At 58.2% G+C, this 22,920-nt stretch carries 15 protein-coding genes; 3 read left to right on the plus strand and 12 right to left on the minus strand.

Annotated features, from left to right (window positions below; genetic code table 11):
• Positions 1 to 113 precede the first annotated feature (113 nt).
• The 7 genes from JFN93_RS07805 to JFN93_RS07835 all read right to left on the minus strand — a co-directional run bounded on the left by JFN93_RS07805 (position 114) and on the right by JFN93_RS07835 (position 13,186).
• The gene (locus tag JFN93_RS07805) at positions 114 to 3,431 is read right to left on the minus strand and encodes a tetratricopeptide repeat-containing S1 family peptidase (protein WP_199383444.1); all 3,318 of its coding nucleotides are present in this window, start codon (positions 3,429 to 3,431) and stop codon (positions 114 to 116) included.
• Positions 3,432 to 4,903: 1,472 nt separating this feature from the next.
• Positions 4,904 to 6,724 carry a hypothetical protein gene (locus JFN93_RS07810; RefSeq protein WP_199383445.1) on the minus strand — a complete coding sequence of 607 codons (1,821 nt, stop codon included), beginning with the start codon at positions 6,722 to 6,724 and terminating at the stop codon, positions 4,904 to 4,906.
• 117 nt (positions 6,725 to 6,841) lie between these two features.
• A complete protein-coding gene (gene fosX / locus JFN93_RS07815) occupies positions 6,842 to 7,249 on the minus strand; it encodes a FosX/FosE/FosI family fosfomycin resistance hydrolase (RefSeq protein ID WP_199383446.1) in 408 nt (135 codons plus the stop codon).
• Positions 7,250 to 7,475: 226 nt separating this feature from the next.
• Complete coding sequence (locus JFN93_RS07820) at positions 7,476 to 9,323, minus strand: hypothetical protein (RefSeq protein WP_199383447.1); 1,848 nt, start codon at positions 9,321 to 9,323, stop codon at positions 7,476 to 7,478.
• A gap of 166 nt (positions 9,324 to 9,489) precedes the next feature.
• Entirely contained in the window at positions 9,490 to 10,065 is a 576-nt protein-coding gene (locus JFN93_RS07825) for a hypothetical protein (protein ID WP_199383448.1), read from the minus strand.
• 356 nt (positions 10,066 to 10,421) lie between these two features.
• Positions 10,422 to 10,997, minus strand: coding sequence for an outer membrane protein (locus JFN93_RS07830; protein ID WP_199383449.1), 576 nt, complete (start codon positions 10,995 to 10,997; stop codon positions 10,422 to 10,424).
• Positions 10,998 to 11,266: 269 nt separating this feature from the next.
• Entirely contained in the window at positions 11,267 to 13,186 is a 1,920-nt protein-coding gene (locus JFN93_RS07835; RefSeq protein WP_199383450.1) for a M23 family metallopeptidase, read from the minus strand.
• 809 nt (positions 13,187 to 13,995) lie between these two features.
• Between JFN93_RS07835 and JFN93_RS07840 the strand changes: the two genes are divergently transcribed.
• On the plus strand, positions 13,996 to 15,240 hold the full coding sequence (locus JFN93_RS07840) for an MFS transporter (protein WP_199383451.1): 1,245 nt from the start codon (positions 13,996 to 13,998) through the stop codon (positions 15,238 to 15,240).
• Between the two features lie 486 nt (positions 15,241 to 15,726).
• Here the strand turns inward: JFN93_RS07840 and JFN93_RS07845 are convergent, their stop codons facing one another.
• Both JFN93_RS07845 and JFN93_RS07850 read right to left on the minus strand, forming a co-directional pair.
• Positions 15,727 to 16,665, minus strand: a complete 939-nt coding sequence (locus JFN93_RS07845; protein ID WP_199383452.1) for a class I SAM-dependent methyltransferase — start codon at positions 16,663 to 16,665, stop codon at positions 15,727 to 15,729.
• Positions 16,666 to 16,819: 154 nt separating this feature from the next.
• Positions 16,820 to 17,032 (minus strand): hypothetical protein, encoded by a 213-nt coding sequence (locus JFN93_RS07850; RefSeq protein ID WP_199383453.1) that lies wholly within the window; start codon positions 17,030 to 17,032, stop codon positions 16,820 to 16,822.
• Positions 17,033 to 17,380: 348 nt separating this feature from the next.
• Here JFN93_RS07850 and JFN93_RS07855 point away from each other — a divergent pair, with 348 nt between their 5' ends.
• Together JFN93_RS07855 and JFN93_RS07860 are read left to right on the plus strand one after the other, a co-directional pair.
• Positions 17,381 to 18,676 carry an amidohydrolase family protein gene (locus tag JFN93_RS07855; RefSeq protein WP_199383454.1) on the plus strand — a complete coding sequence of 432 codons (1,296 nt, stop codon included), beginning with the start codon at positions 17,381 to 17,383 and terminating at the stop codon, positions 18,674 to 18,676.
• 511 nt (positions 18,677 to 19,187) lie between these two features.
• Positions 19,188 to 20,282 (plus strand): ATP-dependent 6-phosphofructokinase, encoded by a 1,095-nt coding sequence (locus JFN93_RS07860; protein WP_199383455.1) that lies wholly within the window; start codon positions 19,188 to 19,190, stop codon positions 20,280 to 20,282.
• Positions 20,283 to 20,431: 149 nt separating this feature from the next.
• Here the strand turns inward: JFN93_RS07860 and JFN93_RS07865 are convergent, their stop codons facing one another.
• From JFN93_RS07865 to JFN93_RS07875, 3 genes are all read right to left on the minus strand, one after another.
• Positions 20,432 to 20,935, minus strand: a complete 504-nt coding sequence (locus tag JFN93_RS07865) for a chemotaxis protein CheX (RefSeq protein ID WP_199383456.1) — start codon at positions 20,933 to 20,935, stop codon at positions 20,432 to 20,434.
• A gap of 153 nt (positions 20,936 to 21,088) precedes the next feature.
• Positions 21,089 to 21,586 (minus strand): chemotaxis protein CheW, encoded by a 498-nt coding sequence (locus JFN93_RS07870; protein ID WP_199383457.1) that lies wholly within the window; start codon positions 21,584 to 21,586, stop codon positions 21,089 to 21,091.
• Between the two features lie 478 nt (positions 21,587 to 22,064).
• Positions 22,065 to 22,589 (minus strand): DUF3750 domain-containing protein, encoded by a 525-nt coding sequence (locus tag JFN93_RS07875; RefSeq protein WP_236021581.1) that lies wholly within the window; start codon positions 22,587 to 22,589, stop codon positions 22,065 to 22,067.
• Positions 22,590 to 22,920 lie beyond the last annotated feature (331 nt).

The following is a 22,920-nucleotide window of genomic DNA, read 5'->3' on the forward strand; positions in this document are numbered from 1 at the left end:
TCTGGGCCAGACGCTCAAACCGCCCCCCCGCTGAAAGGGCACAGCTCGAACTCCTATTCCGACCTTTTTAAATTCAGGCGATACGCCGAACGTCCTCTCCGCCCTTTTTTCTTTCACAACCCCAGACAGTTCCCCTGTTTTTGCGCCTTGATCAGTTCGGCGCATCCTCCCAAGGTACAGGCCTGCTTCCAATCGAGGCAGGCGTTGGGCATCTCCTTCAGGTCGGCATAGGCCTGTCCCCGGCCCCGATGGGCCCGCATGTCCTTCGGCTCGATGGCCAGGGCGCGGTTGAATTCAGCCAGCGCACTCATGGGATCTTTTCTCATCAAAAGGGCTCCCCCCTTCAGCACGAAGATGTCCAGCTGGTTCGGCGCCATTTCCTCGGCCAGCTTCAGGTCCGCGAGCGTCTTAACCGGCGCCCCTGCCGCTAGATGGGCGAAACCCCGCGCATACAGAGCAAACCAACGCCCCGGGGCAACGGCAACGGCGCGATCCAGATCGGCCAGGGCCTCGGAGGTCTTCCCGACGTGCGCATAGGAATAGCCACGCTGCACCAACGCTTCTGCCGAGCCGGGATCAAGTTCGATCACCTTGCTGAAGTCGGCAATCGCCTTGCCGTATTCCCCTTGGCTGCTGAGGGCGAGGCCACGATTCATGTAGGCGGCGGGAAACTGCGGCAGGAATTTGATCACGACTTCGAAGTCCGCAACTGCCTCCGAAAACGCCCGCTTCCTCAGATACCGGAGCCCCCGGCTGAAATGCGCTTGCGGATGGTCGGGTTCCAGCCGCAAGGTCGTGGCGTACTCAAGATCAGCCTCGGCAAACGCCTGCTTCGCCTCAAGCACCATCCCCCGGGCTACCCGGGCATCGGCCAGACTGGGATTCAGCTCAAGAGCACGATCATAGTCGGCCAACGCACTGTTGGCGTCCCGCGCCATCCGGTACGCCTCACCGCGCAGATAATAATTCTTGGCCTCGTAAGGCTCGATCTCAATCGCCTTGCCCAAATCCATGATGGCAATATCGAACTGCTTCTCCACGGCGTGGATCTTCGCCAGGTTCAGATAGATCTGGGGGATCTTCGGGTTGATTTGCAGGGCCCTTTGAAAGAGTGCTACCGCCTGGTCGAATTGCTGGCGCTCCATCTTCACGCCCCCGAGGAGGACCATCGTCATCGGCTCAACCGGGTTCAGCTCGAGAGCCCGGGTCAGCTCCTTTTCAGCCTGGTCGGCATTCTGGAGCAAGATGGCCAAAGCACCCTTTCCCTGGAAGGCGACGCTGCATTGTGGATCGAGGCTCACCGCCTGGTCCAGGCGCTGCTGGGCGCCCTTTGCGTCTCCGCTCAGCATGCGTGCCACCCCTTGGTAGGCGATACGGACCGGGGTAGCGGACTCCTGCATCATCCGGCTGTACTTCAAAAACGGAAACGAGACCGGGGCGAACGACATCCCGGCGTCGGGAGCCTCCTCCACCTTCGCTATCCCGTCCAGCACCCGCGCCAGGACCTTCTCCATCGAGCGTTGGCTTACCGTCCCCTTGCTGGAAACCATCACCGAGTGAAGCACCCCCGCAGTTGGCACCGCCTTCGTTTCAACCCGTGCCATGATGCGTGTGGTGCCTTCGATGCTGTAAACGTTCCGGTTGTAAGGGAATTCCTCCCGGGTGATCTTTCCCCAAACACTCTGGAAATCGCGGTTAAGCTCAGGGTCGGGTTTGCTGTAGCGCGATACCGACACAACGGTTCCGTTGGATCGATCGTCGGCGACCCAGAGAGAGTTTGCGTCCCACACCACGGCACCGCGGTCCACGTAGTACCCCATGTTGATGCCCAGAACGCTCTCTTCGGTAAGTGGCAAGACCTTTCGATCCACCTGAAAGGTGAGGCGAGGCGAGGAGACGCTGAGACAGCCGTCACCCTCAGAGACGCTGAGGTTCAGGAAAGGGCGGGGAATCAGGTCCTTGCGGGAGAGGAAGTTCTTCCACTCCTTCAGGCTGCCACTGTAGGAGACACTCATGAAGTTCGTGAGCATCTTCAGGGTCGGAATCTCGACCGTATCCACCCGGCCGCTTTGGGCAGTCTTCATCAAGGTGATGGTCCCCTCCGGAGTGGGGAGGGAAAAGGTCACCGTCTTTTGATCATCGAACTTGCGCAGCCAAGTTTTTATCAGCCAAATCCGGCCGTAACAGTCGCTGAAGGTCGAGCTTTCCGCCGGCGGCCCGAGGGAAGTGATGCGGATCGGCACGTCGCCGATCTCCCGGGTCATCTTGATCCCTTTCAGGAGCAGATCCATAAAAAGGGTGCCGTCGGAATGGAGCTGTTCCGGGCTGACCGAGTCCGGTTTGCGCAAGACGATGATGCCGTAGCCATCCCCCTCCCCGTAGGCGATGCTGCCGTTTTTCCAGAGTTCGGCAGGGGTGGCCGTAACCGGCATGGTGTCCCATGTCCCGTCGTCGCGCATCTTGATGAAGGCCGGAAAAGTGATGTTGGAGCCCCAGGCGAGAAAAGGCTTGGCACCTTGGCCGTTGGGAAAGAGCCGGGCACCGGCATCGGTGAGAAAGGTTCTGGTGTTGACGTACTGCAGCAGGATCATCCGCTCGATGAGGGTGCGGTTGAGATCGGCGAAGGAGCGGGGCAGCGGATAGAAGTTATCCTGGGTCATCTCCCGCTTGTGCTCGATGATCGGGAGCGCGAAGTAGGAGGAGCGGTGGAAGTGCGCCAGTTCCTGGTGCTGCGTCACTTCGGCGATGGGCAGAGCGAGGTTGAGGTTTTCGCTTGGGGATTTGCGAAGGATGATGCCGATCACCCGCCCGGCACCATCGAGGAGCGGACCGCCGCTGTTGCCCGGCGAGGCGGCTGCGGAAAAACGAAGCCAGTTCCAGGAGCCGTCCTCCTGCTCCGGCGTGTCCGAGGTATAGAGACCGTCCCGGATCACCACCCCCTCCCCCAACGCATTGCCCACCGCATAGACCCGGTGGTTCAACTGTGCGGTGGGATTGATCTCCAGCGGAAGTCCGACACTGCACTCCTTGGCGGTGAAGACGATAAAGTCGCGCCGATCCGAATATTTCAAGATCTGGTCGATGGCGTAAACCTTGCCCGAGCGGTCGCGGAGCTTCGGCTCCCCCGCCAGGCTTTCCGTCCCCATGGTCACGACATGAGCTGCCGACACGAATGTGTTAGGCCCGATGGCAAACGCGGTGCCGATGGAGAAGAACTTGTCGTTTCGGACCGTAAAGGGGATCCGGTTGAGCGGCAAGGGCTCCTGGTACTTGATCAGAGCGTCGTTGTCCGGTTTGGGAACCACCACCTCGAAGACCGCACTCTGAATCTGCTCTAGAATTTTCGGAGAAAGAGTCTCGTCGGCAAAAACGGGAGCGGAACAAGACAGGGTCAAAGTAATCAGCACCACCATCGATAGCAATTTATGCATGGTCATTTCACCCAACTTTTGAGCCTCGCAGCTGGTAAATCTACGGCGCAAGCGTCTTCCCCGTAGCAAGCGAGTCGCTCTGAGGAGTCATTGAGGTTCGCGTCTTGAAAATTTACCGGAGCGACTGAAATAGTGAATTTTGAATCCGCCACCCCAAAGGGCAAAGCCACGGGTCAGGCACGCAATGTTGCAAAGTTGTCAAGGGGATTCAACATGAGTGGGTGCCTGAGTGGGTGCCTGAGTGGGTGCCAGATCTTGAAAAATGACTTTTCTAGACCTCATTCTTATAGAACCATGTGAAACCTTACCTTTCAAGACCTGGCACCCAGTCCCGGCACCCAGTCCCTCCTTCATTGAAGGCATCCCCCCTTCTCTCACAACCCAGGCAGTTCCCCTGGTTCTGAGCCTGGTTCGGAACGTTCACGGTACCGGGCCTCGGCCCTGTTGCCCAAATGGGCGCCTTAGCCTCGTTATGTGCAACCTTACAAACCTGACCCGAGGTTTGGTCCCCTAGCGTGATTCGGTGGGAAATCCGATCAACTCCAATTCAAATCCGATCGATTTCGATTCAAATCCGATTGATTCCATTCCAAATCCGATTGATTTTGATTCAAATCCGATCGATTTCGCATAAAATCCGACGGATTTTTGCCCGAAACGATCGAATTTCGCTCCTGGACCGCTTAAATTTAATTAAATTTAACCGCAAAACGACCGAAAAACGACCGATTTGCCCCGAAGTTGAACAGATTCGGCTCCGATTCCGACGGATTTCCCTTCAAATCCGTCGGATTTTATGCAAAATCAATCGAATTTTACAAAAATCCGTCGGATTTTTTTTGCAACCTACTGAAATCACAACAAGCCCAACAGCTCATTAGAATGGATGGCCCCCTGTTCTATGACAAGGTGGAAGATGTTTTGCGATCCCTCGGTCGTGGTGAAGCCGAAACTTCAGCCAGAGCCGGCAAATCCCTTGATAGCGGGGCCTGCTCGCTATCCCGGTTATCAAAGAGCAGATGGAAGTCCCCCACCCTTCGTCACCTTTTGTCCATGTCCAGACCTGACACCTCAGCCCTTGCTTTTGGGGCAGGCTTGCAATGTTGCAAAGTTCCCAAGAAGATTCAAGGAGATTGCAACTTTAAAAGCCTGACCCGAGGTTCTCTCTTACCATGGCCACTACCGTAAGAAATCGCATCTCGTGTTCCTTTCCCAATCCCCTTCGGGGTACAACGTGATCCCAAACCTCAGCAATACAACCTGCAGCCTCTCCTGAGTCCGTTAAGGCTTGAAGTTACAGCGCCTGCAGGAGCTCGCTTACTTCCTTGGGAACACTGTCTTTCATTTCCCATTCCTTTGAAAATACCGAGGGGACGCGGGCAACTTAGGTAACTTTTCGGGCGATTGCCGTCAACAAGTTACCTAAGTTACCAACGTCCCCTCCCCTGCCCTTCAACGACTCAGATGTGACATCAAAACCACTCGTTTAATCCTTGGGTAACAACAAACCTGCCATTACCGTAGGCAATTCCGGTCAACGACCACGAAGGGCCAAAATCGACGGAGGACCAGGTTGCGCCATCTGAAGATCTCAACATAAAACCCCCGATGCCCCTATCACCAACCGCGACGAATTTGCCATTTCCATAGGAGATCCCAAACAGTGCGCCGGTAACGCCTGATGTCTGACTATTCCAGGTAACGCCATCGGTAGAGGTCATGATGACAGGGCTAACCACTGGCTGAGGAAAACCAATGGTGTAAGTCCCCCCAACCGCGACGTATTGGCCATTGCCATACGTTACGGAAGCCAGGTATTGTCCAGCAGCAGCAGGTGATCGCTTGGTCCAAGTAACGCCATCGGTTGAAGTAAGAATCATAGCGTTGCCATTATCAAATCCACCGACGGTGACGAACTGGCCGTTGCCATACGTGATGCCGGTCAAAGGAGCGGTGGTACCTGAGATTCGACTGGTCCAGGCGATACCGTCGGGGGAGGTCAGAATGGTGCCGGTGGTCCCTACCGCCACAAACATCCCGTTGCCGAACGTGATGCTACACATTTGGTCGATTGGTCCAACTGATCTGTTGAACCACGTCATTCCATTTGGCGTGGTCAGGATAACTCCGACACCTCCAAGTTCGGATCCTACAGTGACAAACTGACCGTTGCCATAGGTAATGGCATTCAAACTCGTCACACTTGTCACACCTGTGGTCCGACTGGTCCAGGCAACCCCGTCAGGGGAGGTCATAGCAGCCCCATTCCCTCCCACTGCGACAAACTGTGCATTGCCATATGCGACGGCACTGAACCCGTTTGAGGAGCCAGATATTCGGGTGGTCCATGTGATGCCGTCTGTTGAGACGAGTGTGGTGCCGGTTCCATTATGATTGTCGCCCACGATTACATACTGGCCATTGGCGTAATCTACTGCAAACAGGCTGGTTGTCGATCCTGAGCTTCGACTGGTCCAGGTACCGCCATCAGAGGAGGTTAGAATTGTGCCTTCACTTCCTACAGCGACGAACTGACCATTCACATAGTTGATGGCCCACAACTGTTTGTTTACATTTTGGACCGTCCAGGTAATACCATCAGGGGAAGTCAATATGTCACCACTACCGACCGCAACAAACTGCCCGTGGTAGGTAATGGCACTCAGGTTATTCGAAACATTGGACGTTTGGCCAGCCCAGCTTATACCGTCAGATGAGGTAAGAACCGTACCGCCATTCCCAACGACGACGAAACGTCCGTTGCCATAAGTGACGCCGTGCAAATAGGTTGTGGTCCCCGAGTTTTGTAGGGTCCAGGTTCTGCCTTCCGTCGAAGTCAGGATAGTGCCATTTTCTCCAACAACCAGAAACTGGCCGTTACCATAAGTGATGCGGTGAAGGGTAGCGGTTGTGCCTGAGATGCGACCTGTCCAGGTGACTCCATCGGGTGAAGTCAGAATAGTGCCATTAAAGCCAACCGCCACAAACTGACCAGCGTGGTAAGTGATGCCGACCAACACATTATTCGAGCCGGAAACTCGGGGGGTCCATACTGTGGCGTCCGGTGAGGTCTTTATGGGGCCATAATTACCAACAGCTACAAAAAGCCCGTTTCCGTAGGCAATTCCGACAGTTGAACCGCCAAGATTAGTCCACGAAGCACTATCGGTGGAGGTCAAAACCGGCAAACTGGTTGACGATCCGATCGGTGCCCCGGAAGATGTGGATCCGCCACTACAGCCTGCCAACATTGATGCAACCATAAGCAAAAACAGGACAACCAACTTTCTCATTCAATTAACTCCTTCACTTGGCGGTGCAGCAGTCACCTGGATTCCACGAAAATATATAATTTGTGGGACTCCAGGGTTCTCGGCCGTCATTCAACTACTAAAGCTGTATTTCATGTCTTAGGATACTTTCTTATAGGAAGCGAGTCTCTGTTCGAGTGTTCCCGTATGCAGCTCAAACAGGTGGTTATCGAAATCATAAAAGTAGAGGGAGTCGCCCTCACCGGCTATTCGGCTGCGGGGTGGTTCGATCTCAACACCCAAATTTCTCAGACGGCTCTCGAAGGTCTGTAGATCCGATTCAGATACTTGGAAGGCAACGTGTTGATAGGATTTGTGCGCTGGTGGTTCCCCCTCCATTGCCGCAATCCAGACCTCGCCCAGAAGAAAGAACTTCTCCCGAGACCGGGAGAAATTCCTTTCGCTGCTATCATACACTTCTTTTGCGCCAAACCCTTCGCAGAGAAACAGTGACATCCGTTCCAAGTCCCGCACGATGAACGTCAAGTGGCTCAGCCCCTGTACCAAATGACACTCCTTACGTTGCTACCATCCCCTATCCAAGATTCCAAGACGGGGAACACCCATGATTTTATCCGTTGGTACAGAGAGAAACGCATAATTGCATGGGCGTCCCCCTGTCGGTCCTTAGGTTTTGGCAAGACCTTCATACCTATCAGATATCCAGCCACTGCGAATACCAGTACGATGCCTTTACCGGCAAAGCCTAGACCAGGGTTAAACTCGCTAAGCCTTATTCGGTTAACACAAATCGGCCATTGCCGTAGGTGATGCTAGTCACGTAGCCGATGCCTGATGTGCGACTGGTCCAGGTAACACCGTCGACTGAGGTGCGGAGGGTCCCACCCGATTCCCCCGCGACAAACTGGCCGCGGCCATAGGTGATGCCTTGCAACAGGCCCGTCGTGCCTGGCATCCTGTTGGTCCAGGTAGCGCCGTCGGCGGAGGTAAGGATGGAGCCATAGATTATTCCGTCACCACCACCTCCCACCGCGACAAACTGGCCGTTACCGTAGGTGATGCCACACAAGTAGTACGGCACGCCTGAGGCACGGATTGTCCAGGTGACACCGTCAACGGAAGTAAGGATGCTTCCACCACTTCCCACTGCGATAAACTGGCCGCTACCGTAGATGATGCCAGACAAGTCGTACGTCGTACCGGATGTGCGGCTTGTCCAGGTGACGCCGTCGACAGAGGTAAGGATGGTTCCACCGCCTCCCACCGCGATATACTGGCCGCTACTGTGGGTGATGCCAGACAAACCGTACGTCGTGCCTGATGTGCGGCTGGTCCAGGTGACGCCGTCGGTGGAGGTAAGGATAGTTCCCCCCCCTCCCACCGAGACATACTGGCCGTTGCCATAGGTTATGCCATTCAGATCGTCCGTCGTGCCTGAGGTGCGACTAGTCCAGGTGACGCCGTCGGCGGAGGTGAGAATGGTTCCAAACGACCCCACCGCGACAAACTGGCTGTTGCCATAGGTGCTTCCAAACAAGGTGTGCGTCGTGCCTGATACGGGGCGAGTCCAGGTGACGCCGTCGGCGGAGGTGAGAATGGTTGCGCCTCCCACCCCGACGAACTGGCCGCTGCCGTAGGCGATTCCAGACAAATTGTCCGTCGTGCCTAATGCGTGGCTGGTCCAGGTGACGCCGTTGGTGGAGGTAAGAATGGTTCCACCGTCTCCCACCGCGACAAACTGGCCGCCGCCGTAGGTGATGCCATACAAGTCGTCCGTCGTGCCTGAGGCGCGACTGGTCCAGGTGACGCCGTCGACGGAGGTAAGGATGGTTCCATGAATGGTTCCGCCGCCTCCAACTGCGACAAACTGGCCGTTACCATAGGCGATCCCTTGCAACGGGACCGTCGTGCCAAAGGTGCTGATCGGTGTGCCTGATACTCGGTTGATCCAGGTGACGCCGTCGGCTGAGGTGAGAATGGTCCCACCGCCTCCCACCGCGACAAACTGGCCGCTACCATAGGTGATGCCTAGCAACGGGTCCGTCGTGCCTGCGCGGCTTGTCCAGGTGACGCCGTCGGCTGAGGTGAGAATGGTTCCAATCAACCCCACCGCGACAAACTGGCCGTTGCTGTAGGTGACGCCTTGCAAGTAGTTTGCGGTACCTGAGGTGCGACTGGTCCAGGTAACCCCGTCGGCTGAGGTGAGGATGGTTCCGGCGCCTCCCACCGCGACAAACTGGCCGTTGCCATAGGTAATGCCATACAAATCGTACGTCGTGCCAGAGGTGCGGGGGGTCCAAGTCGCGCCATCGGCTGAGGTAAGGATAGTCCCGTAGACTCCCACTGCCACAAATTGGCCGCCGCCGTAAATGACGCCATGTGGGGCGGTCTCCAGGTTTGTCCAGGTGACGCCATCGGAAGATGTGGCGATCGGTACAATTGATGCCGATACCTGAGTTGTTAGATTAGCTTGCTTAGGAGAAGACCCACCACAGCCTGCCATTAGCAGAGAATGGAACAAGACAGCAGATACCAGACTAACCAATAGAAAAAATCTCATCGAAATCCTCACGTTTTTCATACGGTTCGTTGTCTCCTCAATAATATTGCCATCTTCCATGGCACCGCTCCGGTCGCGTCTGAAATCGTCTGTACCGGGTCTACACATTTGACACGACCGAAATTCTCGGTGGTCGGGCTCGCACATTTGACAGCACCCATCGTCCACTCATTCCTGCATCAAACACTAAAATCGATCTTTAAGCCGAAACCTGCCAATCCCGGTCCTATTCCTTCTTGAATTCAGGCGTCATGCTGTCAACGCCGACCAACGTGAACCGATACTTGAGCGGAACGGCCACGTGGCGCTGGTTGTCATGTACTGTCACTTCGAAGGTCCACTCACCGAGCGGGTCGTTGGGTTCTACCACGAATTTGATGGCGACCTGGGTCAGGAAGGTGTTCTTGGCGGAGCCGGCTATCTTGCCCTTGAAGCCGGGGAGGCCTTTGTCTTCGGTTACGCGGTTGTCGGGACGGATAGTCTTGACGTCGCAGGTGATGTCTACGTTGCCTTCGGCGTCCTGCTTGGGGTTGGCGAAGAAGATGAGCAGGGTCGCCGACTCGCCCCGATGCAGCTTGTCTACCGTGGTGAATCTGGGGATGACGTCGGACGGGGTGTTCCACTTCTCGGACCAGTCCTTGTCGCTGGTCAGGATGACCGCGGCGCCGAAGCCGTCGATGGTCTTGCGGGTGTCGTCATCGGCAGCGGGACGACCGTCGCGGTACCAGTTGTCGCCGATACCAGCATGGGCGGTCGGAACGGCCAGCACGAGAAGATACAGAAGGATAAGGATGGATTTCATCTTGCCCCTCCTTTAAGGACTTGATTACTTCACGGAAGCGTCCGCAGATGAACGCTGATGAACGCGGATAAAAACCAAAAGCGAATTCAATAAAAACAATTTTTAGCCGCAGATGAACGCGGAGGGACGCAGATGTTTTTTTAAGGAACCCCATCCTCACCCTGTCCCTCTCCTTGAAGGAGAGGGGACGTGTGCTGGTTAGTTAGTTGATATTTCCGCAGATCTGGCGAATTCACCTTCTATCTTGTCCAAGGGCTTGGCGCCATCGGCGTTTATCTGCGGCTAATAAAGTCGTTCCCTTTTACTGCTTCACTCCAACCTTTTTCCATTTCTGGTAGCGCTGCCGCGCCCATTCCTTAAAACGAGTAACGCAACCCCGCAAATACATTGCTGCTGGCATAGGTAATGTCATAGACACCTACATGAAATTTTTGTGCGGCGGCTTGGTACTTGTAGGTAACATCGAGGTTAAGGTGTCGTGTCATCGGAAGCCCCATGCCGGCCAACAATTGGTAGCCGATGGCGGAGTCAGTGAAGGCGTTGTAGTGATCGGTAAACCTGCCATGCAGCAGGCCAACCCCACCCCCAACAAAAGGCGTGATGTTCCGTGTTTTGAAGTCCCAGTACACATTGCCCATGTACGAATAAAAAGTCGTATCCATGTCGTTCGCCGGAAAAGTGGCAAAGGTATCGACCTTGGCGTTTCGGTAACCGAACTCGGCTTCTCCCCTTAAAACGCCGAAGTCGTAACCAAGAGCTGCGGTAGCAGCAATTCCCGGGTTGTACTGGATCTCACCGGTGCCTCCAGTCGATAAATCGCCGTCATGGTAAAAGGCCACTCCCCCCGCCGCTCCAAGGTACGGACCAGAGGCCATTGCTGTAGTCACGAACATCCCCACTAACAAACCAGCCACAACGAAAATGAGCTTCACATTCCCTCCACCGTCTGTAGTAACAACCAAACCATTCACTAAATCTTCCAAAGATCGCACGCTGTGCCCCCGTTTTCGAAGTCCAGATGGGAAACCCATCCTCACCCTGTCCGTCGCAAGCTCGCGCTGTCGCGCGCGACCCTTGAAGGAGAGGGGACGTGTGCTGGTTAGTCAGTTGATATTTCCGCAGATCTGGCGGATTCACCTACTATCTTGTCCAAGGGCTTGGCGCCATCGGCGTTTATCGGCGTTCATCTGCGGCAAATTTTTCATTTCGACCATTGCTTCCATTTTTCGAAGAACGGGGTCGAGCCTTCCCAGGCTTCCAGGTAGGGTTGGTCGCCTATCTTGGCGAAGAGCTTTCGGGCGGTCGGCTTGTCGCCGGCGATGCAGGCCAGTCGTGCATAGAGGTTCAGGTTCCAAACTGATCCGGGATAGAGCTTCTCTATCTGGGCGTACGATTCCTTCACCTGCGGCCACGTGAAACCGCCCTTCTTGAAGGTCAGCTTGGCCAACGTCCGGTAATTGGCGGCCAAGACCCGCATTACGATCGCTTTTCCTTCCTTGCCGGCATCCTTGGTCGCCACCTGATCTATGAACCGGCGCGCTGGGCCGTTGGCCCCGAACATGTCCTCGGCCAGGTACTCGGCCTTGGCCAGTTGGTAATCGTAGTAACGGGGCTCAAAGGCGACGGCGGTTTTGTATCGTTTCTCGAAAGCGGCCCGGTCCAACCCGTCGTTTTTGGCCAGGACTAACAGAAGAAGGTAGCGCTCGGGGCAGTCGTCAGCCGGTCCAACCTTCACCTTCTCGAACTCCAGGATCGCGGCCTGGCGCAGTCCGTACAGCTCGCGGTATTCAGCGCGGGAGATGCTGTCGTACCCCGCCCCGGAGGCATACCAGCAGACGTTGTTCAAGGCGGAGGTCAATGCGGTGAGGGAGGTAAGCGAATCGGGATTCGCCTTACGCCAGCTAACCAGGCGTTGTACCAGCGCGGCCCAAGCTTCCCTGCTTTCCCGCTCCGGCGCGGCGATCCCCTCGAAAAAGGCGTGGATCTTCCAGCCGCCGTCGCGAAACCTGGCCTGGGTCCGGCGCAACTCCTTGGCCAGCGACTCGAGCTGGTCGTATTTCTCCGCAGCAAGGAGTTCCAGGGCCGTCCGCTTCAGCTTGATCCTCGCTACCGGCCCGTCGTTTTCAAAGGGATAGCGCGGATCGGCAACCAGCGGCCCGGCCTGGGTAAGAGCGGTATCTTTGCCCAAGTCGACCTGTCCGGCCAGACGGCGGCACTTGTCGTTCAGGCAGAACTCAGCGGGGAGCGAAATGCGTTCGAAGCCATTTTCGGTGAGCCCCGGTTTCCAGACGACAAACGCGAAACGGGGCGGACCGTAACCGGTGCCGGCCCGGGCGGACGCGAGCTTGTCCCCCGCCGCCACCAACTGGCCGACCTTCACCACGGCGCTTTTGTCCGCGACGGCGATGTAACTGGCGATGGTCCCGTCGTCATGGAGCACGTCGACCGTGCTGACCTGCTGCCCGCTCGCCGATGGTTTCTTGTCGTCCACCCCATCTTTCACGGCAAAGACAACCCCGCTGCGCATCGCGAGGATGGGTGCCCCGGAATCGACCACGAAGTCGATGGCGTTGACGGTGAAGGGATTGACATTGGGATACGGCACGCTCGGCGGCAATGCGGTGCGGGCACCGGCAACCGGAAGGCGGTATCCGCCCCGTGCGGCATGTTCAGCCCGGTAATCGCCGTAGATCCAGGCGTAGTTGTACCGGAAGTTGTATTGCAGCTTCTTGTTTCGGGGGGAAAGCTTGGCGACACATTGGTCGGTCTTGGGGGGAATGACGACGGAAAGGGGGAATTCGTGATCGGTGGATAGGTTGTCCTGGTCGATGAGCTGGATCAGGGCGGAGACCGGGGCATTGCCGCCGTTGTGGGCAAAGAGGCAGGCGCCCTCACCTTCGGTCTTGTTGCTGATGCTGAAACCGGTATCTCCCTCGGGCGACCAGAGTTTGGAGACAGCGGGAGCGCGGTCGAACTGGAGGACCTCCTTGTTCATGATCAGGAAGTTGTCCCGCCCACCGAAGTCGCGCAAAGGCGGGGAGGCATCGGGAGAGGCGGCGTAGACGCAGGGCGCCAGCGCTACCAGCAAGACGACCAGCGTAATCAAGAGTCGGGAAAACATACGGAACTGCCTCACTGAATCGTCCGCAGATGAACGCGGATGGACGCGGATAAATCCCAAAGCGAAATCAGAAAAACAATTTTCAGCCGCAGATGAACGCGGATGAACGCAGATAAACCCAAAAGAATTAGAAGATCGGAAGTATCCTCAAACAAGGGCAGTGCTGGCTCTGGACAAAAGCCCGACAAATCCCCCTTTGCGAAGGGGGATTTGCCTCTAAGGTTCAAGCTTTAGAGAGTAGAAACCAAGAACCTCAAAACCAAATCCCCCCTGCCCCCCTTCGCAAAGGGGGGTACCTGTGCTGCATTTCTTTGTGGGATAACCCCTGTATATAACAAGTTTCGTACCAGTTCGGACAGAACACGATAACCCTACAAATACAGCAGGTTACGCATCATCACAATCTTGTTCAGGGATCGTTTGTACTGTCCATTTTGTTACAGTCTTGGAGCTGATTGCTGTCTTAGCTTCACTAAATCGGTGCTTTACGAGAAAATTGTAACATTATGGACACTGTCCATTTTGTTACAATTTTATTGGATAACTATAATGACATACAAGATTGGCAGGCGCTATGAGTAAACGACGTACAGCTATGACAGTCGGAAAGATGAAGCTGGAGCTTCTATGAGGTGAGCGTTCTCAAGGTGGACCTTGGGAACGAGGATTTGAGACAACAGGATTGATGGGCGCAGCATGCTGCGCCCTACGGGTCGCTGCTTTCCTTTAATTTTCCTCGGTTTTTGGGGAAGGCTCATGGTAGAATGCGACATTTGCTGGCGCCACGGTCATAAAGGAAATCCGCTTCTATGAGTTCCAAAGCTGCTCTTTTCACCTCGTACGAGAAGTTCGTCATCGCGATGCTCGCGATCCTCCAGTTCACCGTCATCCTCGACTTCATGGTGCTCTCCCCGCTGGGGGCGCTCCTCATGCCGAAGCTCGGCATCTCCACCTCGCAGTTCGGCCTGGTCGTCTCGGCCTACGCCATCAGCGCCGGCGCCTCGGGCCTTCTCTCGGCGGGGTTTGCGGACAAGTTCGACCGCAAGCGGATGCTCCTCTTCTTCTACGCCGGCTTCGTCGCCGGCACGCTTTGCTGCGGCCTCGCCCAAAGCTATCCCTTCCTCCTCGGCGCCCGCGTCCTCACCGGGATCTTCGGCGGGGTCATCGGCTCCATCTCGTTCGCCATCATCGCGGACCTCTTCCCGATGGAAGTGCGGGGGCGGGTGATGGGGTACGTGCAGATGGCCTTTGCGGCCAGCCAGGTCCTCGGCATCCCGGTCGGGCTCTATCTCGCCACCGCGCTCAACTGGCACGCCCCGTTCCTGATGATCGTAGGCCTCGCGGTGCCGATCGGGATTTTCATCGCGCTCAAGCTCAGACCGGTCACCGCCCATCTCGAAACCCGGCTGGACAAGAACCCCTTCCTCCACCTCTGGCACACGGCAACCAACTCCTTCTACCTGCGCGGCTTCGCGGCGACCATGCTCTTGGCGACCGGCGGGTTCATGCTGATGCCGTTTTCCAGCGCATTTCTGGTGAACAACGTCGGGATCCCGGAGACGAGGCTCTCGGTCATCTTCTTCGTCACCGGACTGAGCGCCTTCTTCTTCGGCCCCTACCTGGGGAAACTGAGCGACCGGCTCGGGAAGTACCGGCTCTTCGTGTTCGGGAGCCTGCTTTCGATGGTGATGGTGTTCGTCTACACGCACCTGGGACCGAACCCGATCTGGGTGATTCTGGCGGTCAACACCGTACTGTGGGTGGGGATTTCTTCGCGGATGATCTCTTCGTCGGCGCTCACCTCGGGGGTGCCGCTGATGAAGGACCGGGGGGCGTACATGGGGATCAACTCTTCGCTGCAGCAGGTTTCCGGCGGGGTTGCCTCGTTCGTGGCCGGGCTCATCGTGTACCAGCCGACACAGACCGCGCCGCTGCAGCACTTCGACACCGTCGGCTACGTAACCATGGGAACCATGATGGTCACCATCTTCATGATGTACTTCATCGACCGGCAGGTTGCCGAACGGCTGGCGGTGGCGCCACAGAGGCAGTAAGGGTTGGGCATGGGTTTCTGGGCCTGAGGTTGGGAGCCAGAAAGATCCGCGGCAGGTATACAAGGAGCGGCATTCCTGCCGCGATTAGCACTTCCTTCCCTTCGTCCGAAGTTCCACAGACAACCGCGGTTACCGCCTTCGGCGGTTCGCGCCTGGAAAGGCGCTCCCACAGTGAAAATTGCCTTCCATCAGTTATTCAAGCGATTAACACTCCGGCCCCTTCCCCTCGTTCCCAAGGTCCACCTTGGGAACGCACTCACCCGCCACAACTCCCGCTTGGTACTGTGACGAAGCTGGAGCTTCGCAATCGGACGGGGTTTCCAAGCTTGGGAACCAGAACCGCAAGCGCCGGTCCTGCCGCGATTGACCGCGACCGCGGTCACCGCCTTCGGCGGTTCGCGCCTGGAAAGGCGCTCCCACAGTAAAAATGACTCCTACCGGCCATCGGGCTTTCTGGTGGGCACAAGGGGTGCCCACCCTTCGCGTTTAGCGGACCGCGACCAGGTACTGGCTGTCGATCAGTTCTCGATGGTGGGCATGGGAGCGGAGGGTCCAGGTGACAGAGCCGGAGCGGGCGATCTGCCAGGGCGGCGCTATGACGTTCCCCTTCCCTTCCAGGATGGCGCGGACGTTGTCGATGCCGCGGCCGGGATAGGTCCCCTGGTTGGTTCCGCCCAGCCAGCGCTCCTGCGGTGCGGGGCCGTTGCTCCAGGAAAAGGGTGAGGCGAAGAGAAAGGAAACGTCGGTGAGCTGGGCGACGCGGTTCATCTCGTAGAGGTGGGCCAGCGGGTAGCCGACCCGATCGAGCAGATTGAGCGAGGCGGTCTGACGGAAGGTTTCCCGCGCGAAGGGAAGCCGCAGCGCATCGGCGACCACGAACTCGACCTGGTCGGTGGGCCACGCTGCCGGGAGCTCGACGCGGAAGGTGTCCGGAAGGTTTCCTTCCAGCGGCAGCGTGAAGCTCAAGGAGCGCTGCCGGGCCAGCCGGCGCGCCGTTTTGACGAAGTTGACCGAGAGGTCGCAGCCGACCGCCCAGCCGCCGCGCCGCGCCATCTCGAAGGTGGTGCGCCCCACCGAACAGCCGGCATCGAGCGCCGGCCCCGGCTGCAGGAGACATTCGGTCCAGGCCCCGTGGGTGGAGCCCGCATCGGCGGCGCCAAAGAGGTCCGCGAAGTGGCTCCAGAGGTAACGTCCCGCCATCTCCCCTTCCTCGTAACGCCGCTGTCCCATCGAAGCGCCCCCCTCCGGATCGGCAAGCAGGGTGGCAACCCCGTCCCGGATGGGAAACTTGCGCCGGCACTTGGTGCAGACGAGCTTGCCCGAGACGACATCCCCCTCCGACTCATGATCGACAACAAGGTCCAAAGGCCGCTCCTTGGGGAGACAGGCCGGGCAGATCAGGTGAGGCACCAGGAATAGCTTCATTCGGACTCCGAGGCTGGCAATGAGAGTTTCGACGGGGCACAGAGTACACGGAGTACATCTTAAAGACAAGAAAGTGCAGCATGGTGCTCCGCAGCCGGAAAAGTACCTTTTCAAGATCCTCCCTTGCTTTCCTGCTACAGCCCGCACCGTTTTCTTACCGGTGGGCGGGCCTGGGCCCGGCCTTGCGGTAGGCGGTCACCAGCTCGGGGAGGAATTGGGACAGCACCTCCAGCCGGTCGTCCGGGATGTCGAGTTGCACCCCGGGAGCGGCGTCGAGGACGGCACGGCTGAATACCTCGCTCTGGTCGCGGGGCAGTCGCGGGTCAAGCAGCATTTTCATGGCGATGACGGTCTGTTTTGTGTTCATCCTTTGGCCCCCTTTTGCTCGTTTGAGAGTTACCGACGGGGTAGATGCGGAACAGGAAACCCGTGCATCCTGAGCATACAGAAGAGCGGTGTAAAGTTGGCTTAAGTCTGGTGAAGAATTGTCATAATTTTAGTGACATCCAATGCCGCCAGAGATACGGCTGTCATACCGTGACCGGTCCAGCGGAAACTCACTTTACTAATGGCTTTTCAGTTATAGACTAACCGGTGATCTCCTGTAGTGACTTTGGTATTTCCCACGATGACAGAGTTGACAGATTCCGCCCCTCGCTTCACTCACCGCACGGGGTGGACGGTGACAATAACGTTCGTCCTATGAGGAGGGAACATGGCCCGCACCTTTTACGACGTCCACATGCATGCTATGGATCTCAGTCACCCCAACCTTTTGGCCTTCATGAAGAGGATCCACGGCCTGGGACCCATGATGGTGGTGGGAGGGATGCTCGAGCCGCTGCTCGGCGAGAAGAAGTCGGAAATCCTGAACCTGCTCACGGTGATGGAAAACAGCATCGATGACTACTTCTGCCTCATGGAGTATTTCCTGAGGACGAAGAACCCGGTGCTCGACAATCAGGGGGTCTTCCAGGTTTCCGGGGAGCCCTTCGACCGCATCGTCCTGACGCCGCTCATCATGGACTTCGGCCTCAAGCACATCGAGACCGACACCTTCTACGACATCGCGGTCGGCAAGCCGGTGGCGGAGCAGTCGGCGGACGTCTTGAAGGCGATCGCCAAATACGTCAACTGCGAAGTGGTTTCGGCCGACGGCAACCGCAAGCACATCAAGGTGGCCAAGCGGAGCTCCCGGCAGCTCTTCGAGATTTACCCGTTTCTCGGCATCAACACGCAAAACTACCCGCTCGAGGAGCTGCAGGACCTGTTGCTGCGCTGCTTCGGCGGGTACACCGGCAACCGTGACCAGTTGAACCGGAACATGGGAATCTTCCGGGTCCAGAAAAGCGACAGCGACGACTTCCGCGACGCGCTCCGGGGGGTCGGGAGCAACGTCTTTGCCGGCATCAAGCTCTACCCGCCGCTGGGGTTCGACCCCTGGCCGCGCGGCAGTGAGAAGGAGTTTGAGAAGGTCCGCTGGCTCTACCAGTTCTGCCAGGACAAACAGATCCCGATCACCGCGCACTGCAACGACGGCGGCTTTCAGACCGTGGACAACGCCGCCGAGCTCACCAACCCGGAGAAATGGGAGAAGGTCCTGGAGCAGTTCGAGGACCTGAAGCTGAACCTCGCCCACTTCGGCCGGCAGGAGAAATTCCTGGGGCTGATCCACCCGCACGAGTGGCGGGAGACGATCACCCGGCTCATCCTGATGTACCCGAACGTCTACACCGACATCTCCTGCCTGGCTTTTGCCGACGAGTTCTACGGCGACCTCGCCGAGGTGGTCCGCAACGTTCCCGAACAGGGGCCGGACCGGGGGCGCGACAAGCTGGCGAAACGACTCCTTTTCGGCAGCGACTACATGATCAACCTGCAGTGGATCGCCTCGTACAACGACTACCTGGACCTCTTCCTGACCACCCGGCAGCTCGAAAGGATGGGGATCGCCTTCGATCTGAAGCTGGCGATGTGCAACACCAACGCGGAGCGCTTCCTGTTCAAGTAACCGGGCGGAAATAACCATGCAAAAAGGCCGCAGGGCTGGTTTCCCAGGTCGCCCGCGGCCTTTTTTATCCGGTAACGAAGACGCGCCCGTCAGGTCCCGAAGACGTTGGGGGTGCAGACGAAGCGGTGGTTGTGGGAAGGATCATCACACGGGGCACATTCGAAAGCGCTTTCGGACCGGGCCCTCTCGACCGCGCACCCGTTCAGGTTCAGCGAGCACATATGCTCCCAATGCGCCATGCTGTTGCAGCATTTTTCAGTCATAAGATCACCCCATCATTGTGTCGATTGCTACCTTCTTCTATTTTAGGCCGATCCGCCGGACAAGGCAAAGTCTCGCAGGTCGGGGCGGGGGACGAAACGAAGACCTGCGAGCGGAGGGAATCGTTGGGTTTCACGACGACGCCGTTTAACGCAGCCTGCCGCTAAGACATTACTGGCTCATGCCGATAAGAAGATCAGGATACCGAAAGAATCGCTATGACAATGTGCTACCTGCCGAGGAGGAAATAATGTCGAAGAGGTTGAGGATCTGCATCAATACCGGAGGCGGCGACGCTCCCGGCCTGAACGCCGTCATCGAGGCGGTGACCATGGCCGCGTGCAACCGGGGCTGGGACGTGTACGGCATTAAGTGCGGCTACACCGGGCTTTTGAACACCGAGGACATCATCCATCTCACCCCGGACAAGGTGGACGGGATCGCGAGCACGGGGGGAACCATCCTGGGGACCACCAACAAGGGAAACCCGTTCATGATGCCGGTCCCCAATGCGGCCGGGGAGATGGAGCAGCGCGACCTGTCGGACCGGGTCGTGGAAAATTTCCGCCGGCTCCGCTTCGACGCGCTCGTTGCCGTCGGCGGCGACGGAAGCCTGGAGATCGCGCATCGCCTGTCGCAAAAGGGGATCCCGGTGGTGGGGGTTCCCAAGACCATCGACAACGACATGGGGGGCACCGTCATCAGTTTCGGTTTCGACACCGCGGTCTCCATCGCCACCGAGGCGATCGACCGGCTGCACTCCACGGCGAAGTCCCACGACCGGATCATGGTCGTCGAGCTGATGGGGCGCAACGCCGGGTTCATCGCCCTGAACAGCGGCATCTCCGGCAACGCCGACGTGATCCTGATTCCGGAGATCCCCTTCGACATCGAGAAGATCTGCGACCACCTCATGGACAACGAGCTTCGGGGGCACCGCTACGCCATCGTCGTGGTGGCCGAGGGGGCGGTCCCCAAGGGGGGCGACGTCATCGCCAAGGGGTCCGGCGAGGCCGGGCGTCAGCACCTGCTTTTGGGAGGGGTCGCGGATTACGTGGCGAAGGAGATCTCCCGCCGCACCGGCAAGGACTCCCGTTCGCTGGTTTTGGGACATCTCCAGCGCGGCGGCTCCCCCTCGACCTTCGACCGGCTGCTTTCGCTGCGCTTTGGCGCCGCGGCGGTGCGCGCCATCGAGGCGGGGACCTTCAACCACATGGTGGCGCTGCGTTCCCCGGACATCGTGATGGTGCCGCTGGGCGAGGCGCTCGGGGTCCAAAAGCGCGTATTGGTCGACGGTGACACCGTCCTGACCGGCCGCGACCTGGGGATCTGTTTCGGGGATTGAGCGGGAGGAAGAAGTTTGGGGGGACAAAAACAGAGGGGGCAGACACCTGCGGTGTCTGCCCCCCTCTGTTCTCCAGAAAATCTACCTGGCTACTCTCGGTGCCTCAGCGGCGCGATTTGCTCTGCATACGCCGGTCCTGCGGGACAAGATCAATCCCTCTGGATCAGGACGCTCACGACGAACTCGGTGCCGCCGGTCTTGAAGCTCAGGGGAATGGCCTCGGTCTGGGCGACCGCGTTGATGAAGTACTCCTTGCCGGTGATGACCGAGGGGGTGGAGAGCTTGACCTCCTCCCCCCCGCGGGAGAGGTGGTGCTTGAACGACCCCCCGATCATGTTGGCAATCTCGCCGAGGGCGTCGATCACGTCCTCGCCCACCTCGTCGACGTCGATCCCGAGCATCTGCGAGGTGAATTTCATGGCGAGTTGATCCGAGGCGTGCACCGAGACCACGCCGTTGAAGTATCCGGCGAAACCGACCATAGCGGTCACGCAATCGGTAAAACGGGTTTCGACGGGCCCGGACATCGCCACCGGCTCAACGTCGCCGACGTTCACCATCGTCAGGAAGATCTCCTTGACGTCCTGGCAAATGAGCTTTTTCAGCTCGTCTCCGTCAATTCCCAGCCATTGGCAGGTTGCCTCGCTGAGCATGATGATGCCTCCTTTCGTATCGGGCCGGTCACGGCAACGGCCCTGCTCCCTGGCCGGTTTCGCGTTCCCACCTGGGGACCCGGCAAGAGAGTCCGATCTTTGATTTCGTCTGCGCCGCTCGCCGGCCTGAAGCGGTGTAACTGCCGGAGTCGGCTAGGCCGCCTGGTCGTACTGCGTATCCAGTTCATCCCCTAAAAGCCGGGCCGGCTCGATCACGATGAGCAGGCGCTCGCCGTGATTGATGACGCCGGTCAGGCAGTCCTGCGCCGAGCCCGAGGTCACCAGGGACGGCGGGGGCTGGATGCTCGCCGCGGAAACGCGAAGGACCTCCGAGACCGCATCCACCACGAAGCCGGTCAGCCGCCCGTCCCGCTCCATGACCAGGATCCGGCTGTGGCGGTCGTGCTCCTGCTCGCAGAGCCCGAAACGCTTGCGCAGCGAGATGATGGGGACCACGGTGCCGCGCAGGTTGATGATGCCGTCGACGTAATCCGGGCAATTGGGGGTCTTGGTGATCTCCGGCAGGCGGATGATCTCCCGTACCGAGAGGACGTCCACGCCGTACTCCTCGGCGTCAAGCTGGAAGCTGACCAGCTGCCTCATCTCGTCCACGGTGTGCTTGTCGGCTCGTACTTGCGGTAGGTTGCTCATATGTTCCTCCCGTCGGTTTTCCTGGATGTCACCTCTGGATCGGGAGGTGTCCCTGGAAGACACATGTAGATGTTTTTTTCTCTTGCTGAGCCAATACTGATACAGGAACAGTGCCAAAACACAATCCCTTGATATTCAGCCTAGTTAGCACTTTACGGGTCGATTCGACTGTGACCCAGGGAAACACCATGTTCCTTTTTGGGACAGTGCCAGTGTACCGATTGAACAGGACCACTCTCCGGCATTTTTTAAGGGGGGGGAGTAAAGGAAGAGGCAGCGTCACCTTTCCGGGCGCGGTTGCCGCGGTCACCGCCTTCGGCGGATCGCACCTGGAAAGGCGCTCCCACAATGAGGATGAGGACATCCCCGCCGGGCATATCCCGTCCCGCCCCAGGCCCAGCAGCTGACAGAGCAAAAGGGGCCGGCGTCCTTTGACGCCGGCCCCTTTTTCCGTCCTTACCCTGAGCCCCCAACGGGATCATTCCCGGTACCCGCTGCCGATCGCGGAGAAGGGGAGCGACAGGTTCAGTTGCGGAACCTGTTTCGCAACCCAGGCGGTGAAGGTGTTGCTGTTGGGACCGGGGAAGGCTTTGTACCGCTGCGGCCACGGATAGGACCGCGCGGCGCGGTCGACCGCGTCGATCATCGCATCGACGTCGGGGCCGCGGTGCTCGCTCAAAAGCCTCGGTTTCTCGCCGAACCAATACCGGTCCGGAAGGTCCTTTTCGATGCGGACGATGGGGAGGCCGCGGTAAAGCCGCCAGCCGATGACTTCGTAGACCGTATAGGCGTTTTCGTTGGTGTGCTTGGCGGCAAACCAGGTGTGGATGGCGAACCAACCTTTCCAGCCCCAGGTCGGCGCGCCGTACACCTGGAGCACGGCTTCGTGGGTGGTTTTGGGGTCCGGGGCGATCCCGGCGGACGCGCGGCTTGCGGTACGCCAGTCCTTGCCGGCGCAGCCGGAACCTAGAAACAGCAGGAATCCTACCAGTAAAAACCTCAAGGTTATCTCTCCCTTACGTTGATTTTTCCGGCATTTATTATGTCGCCGATCAACGCTCGGTGTCAAATCGGCCGCGGAGGAACCGAACAAGAAACCAGGCAGGGCTCCTTCGCCGGTAGACCACGCCGCTCGCTTTGCCCCGGCGGGACCTTTTTTATCGGTTACGATGCCCATAAACGTGACGGCCGTCACAGTGGTCCGGAAGCATCTCCACTATAGTAATGATCTTGGGCCGAGATCCTCTTCCGGGTCGTCGGCCTTTTCAACATCGTGATCGATGCGCCGCCGGACCCGCGGGTCCGCCCGCCGCTTTCGCCGAAAACGGGAGCAG

The sequence above is a fragment of the Geomesophilobacter sediminis genome (assembly GCF_016458275.1).
Lineage (GTDB): Bacteria > Desulfobacterota > Desulfuromonadia > Geobacterales > Geobacteraceae > Geomesophilobacter > Geomesophilobacter sediminis.

Excerpts from the sequence above, each read along its gene's own strand:
- JFN93_RS07840 (WP_199383451.1), top strand. The coding sequence starts at position 13,996 with ATGAGTTCCAAAGCTGCTCTTTTCACCTCGTACGAGAAGTTCGTCATC.
- JFN93_RS07845 (WP_199383452.1), bottom strand. The coding sequence starts at position 16,665 with ATGAAGCTATTCCTGGTGCCTCACCTGATCTGCCCGGCCTGTCTCCCC.
- JFN93_RS07855 (WP_199383454.1), top strand. The coding sequence starts at position 17,381 with ATGGCCCGCACCTTTTACGACGTCCACATGCATGCTATGGATCTCAGT.
- JFN93_RS07870 (WP_199383457.1), bottom strand. The coding sequence starts at position 21,586 with ATGAGCAACCTACCGCAAGTACGAGCCGACAAGCACACCGTGGACGAG.
- JFN93_RS07810 (WP_199383445.1), bottom strand. The coding sequence starts at position 6,724 with ATGAGAAAGTTGGTTGTCCTGTTTTTGCTTATGGTTGCATCAATGTTG.
- JFN93_RS07835 (WP_199383450.1), bottom strand. The coding sequence starts at position 13,186 with ATGTTTTCCCGACTCTTGATTACGCTGGTCGTCTTGCTGGTAGCGCTG.
- JFN93_RS07860 (WP_199383455.1), top strand. The coding sequence starts at position 19,188 with ATGTCGAAGAGGTTGAGGATCTGCATCAATACCGGAGGCGGCGACGCT.
- JFN93_RS07805 (WP_199383444.1), bottom strand. The coding sequence starts at position 3,431 with ATGCATAAATTGCTATCGATGGTGGTGCTGATTACTTTGACCCTGTCT.
- JFN93_RS07825 (WP_199383448.1), bottom strand. The coding sequence starts at position 10,065 with ATGAAATCCATCCTTATCCTTCTGTATCTTCTCGTGCTGGCCGTTCCG.
- JFN93_RS07865 (WP_199383456.1), bottom strand. The coding sequence starts at position 20,935 with ATGCTCAGCGAGGCAACCTGCCAATGGCTGGGAATTGACGGAGACGAG.
- JFN93_RS07850 (WP_199383453.1), bottom strand. The coding sequence starts at position 17,032 with ATGAACACAAAACAGACCGTCATCGCCATGAAAATGCTGCTTGACCCG.
- JFN93_RS07820 (WP_199383447.1), bottom strand. The coding sequence starts at position 9,323 with ATGGAAGATGGCAATATTATTGAGGAGACAACGAACCGTATGAAAAAC.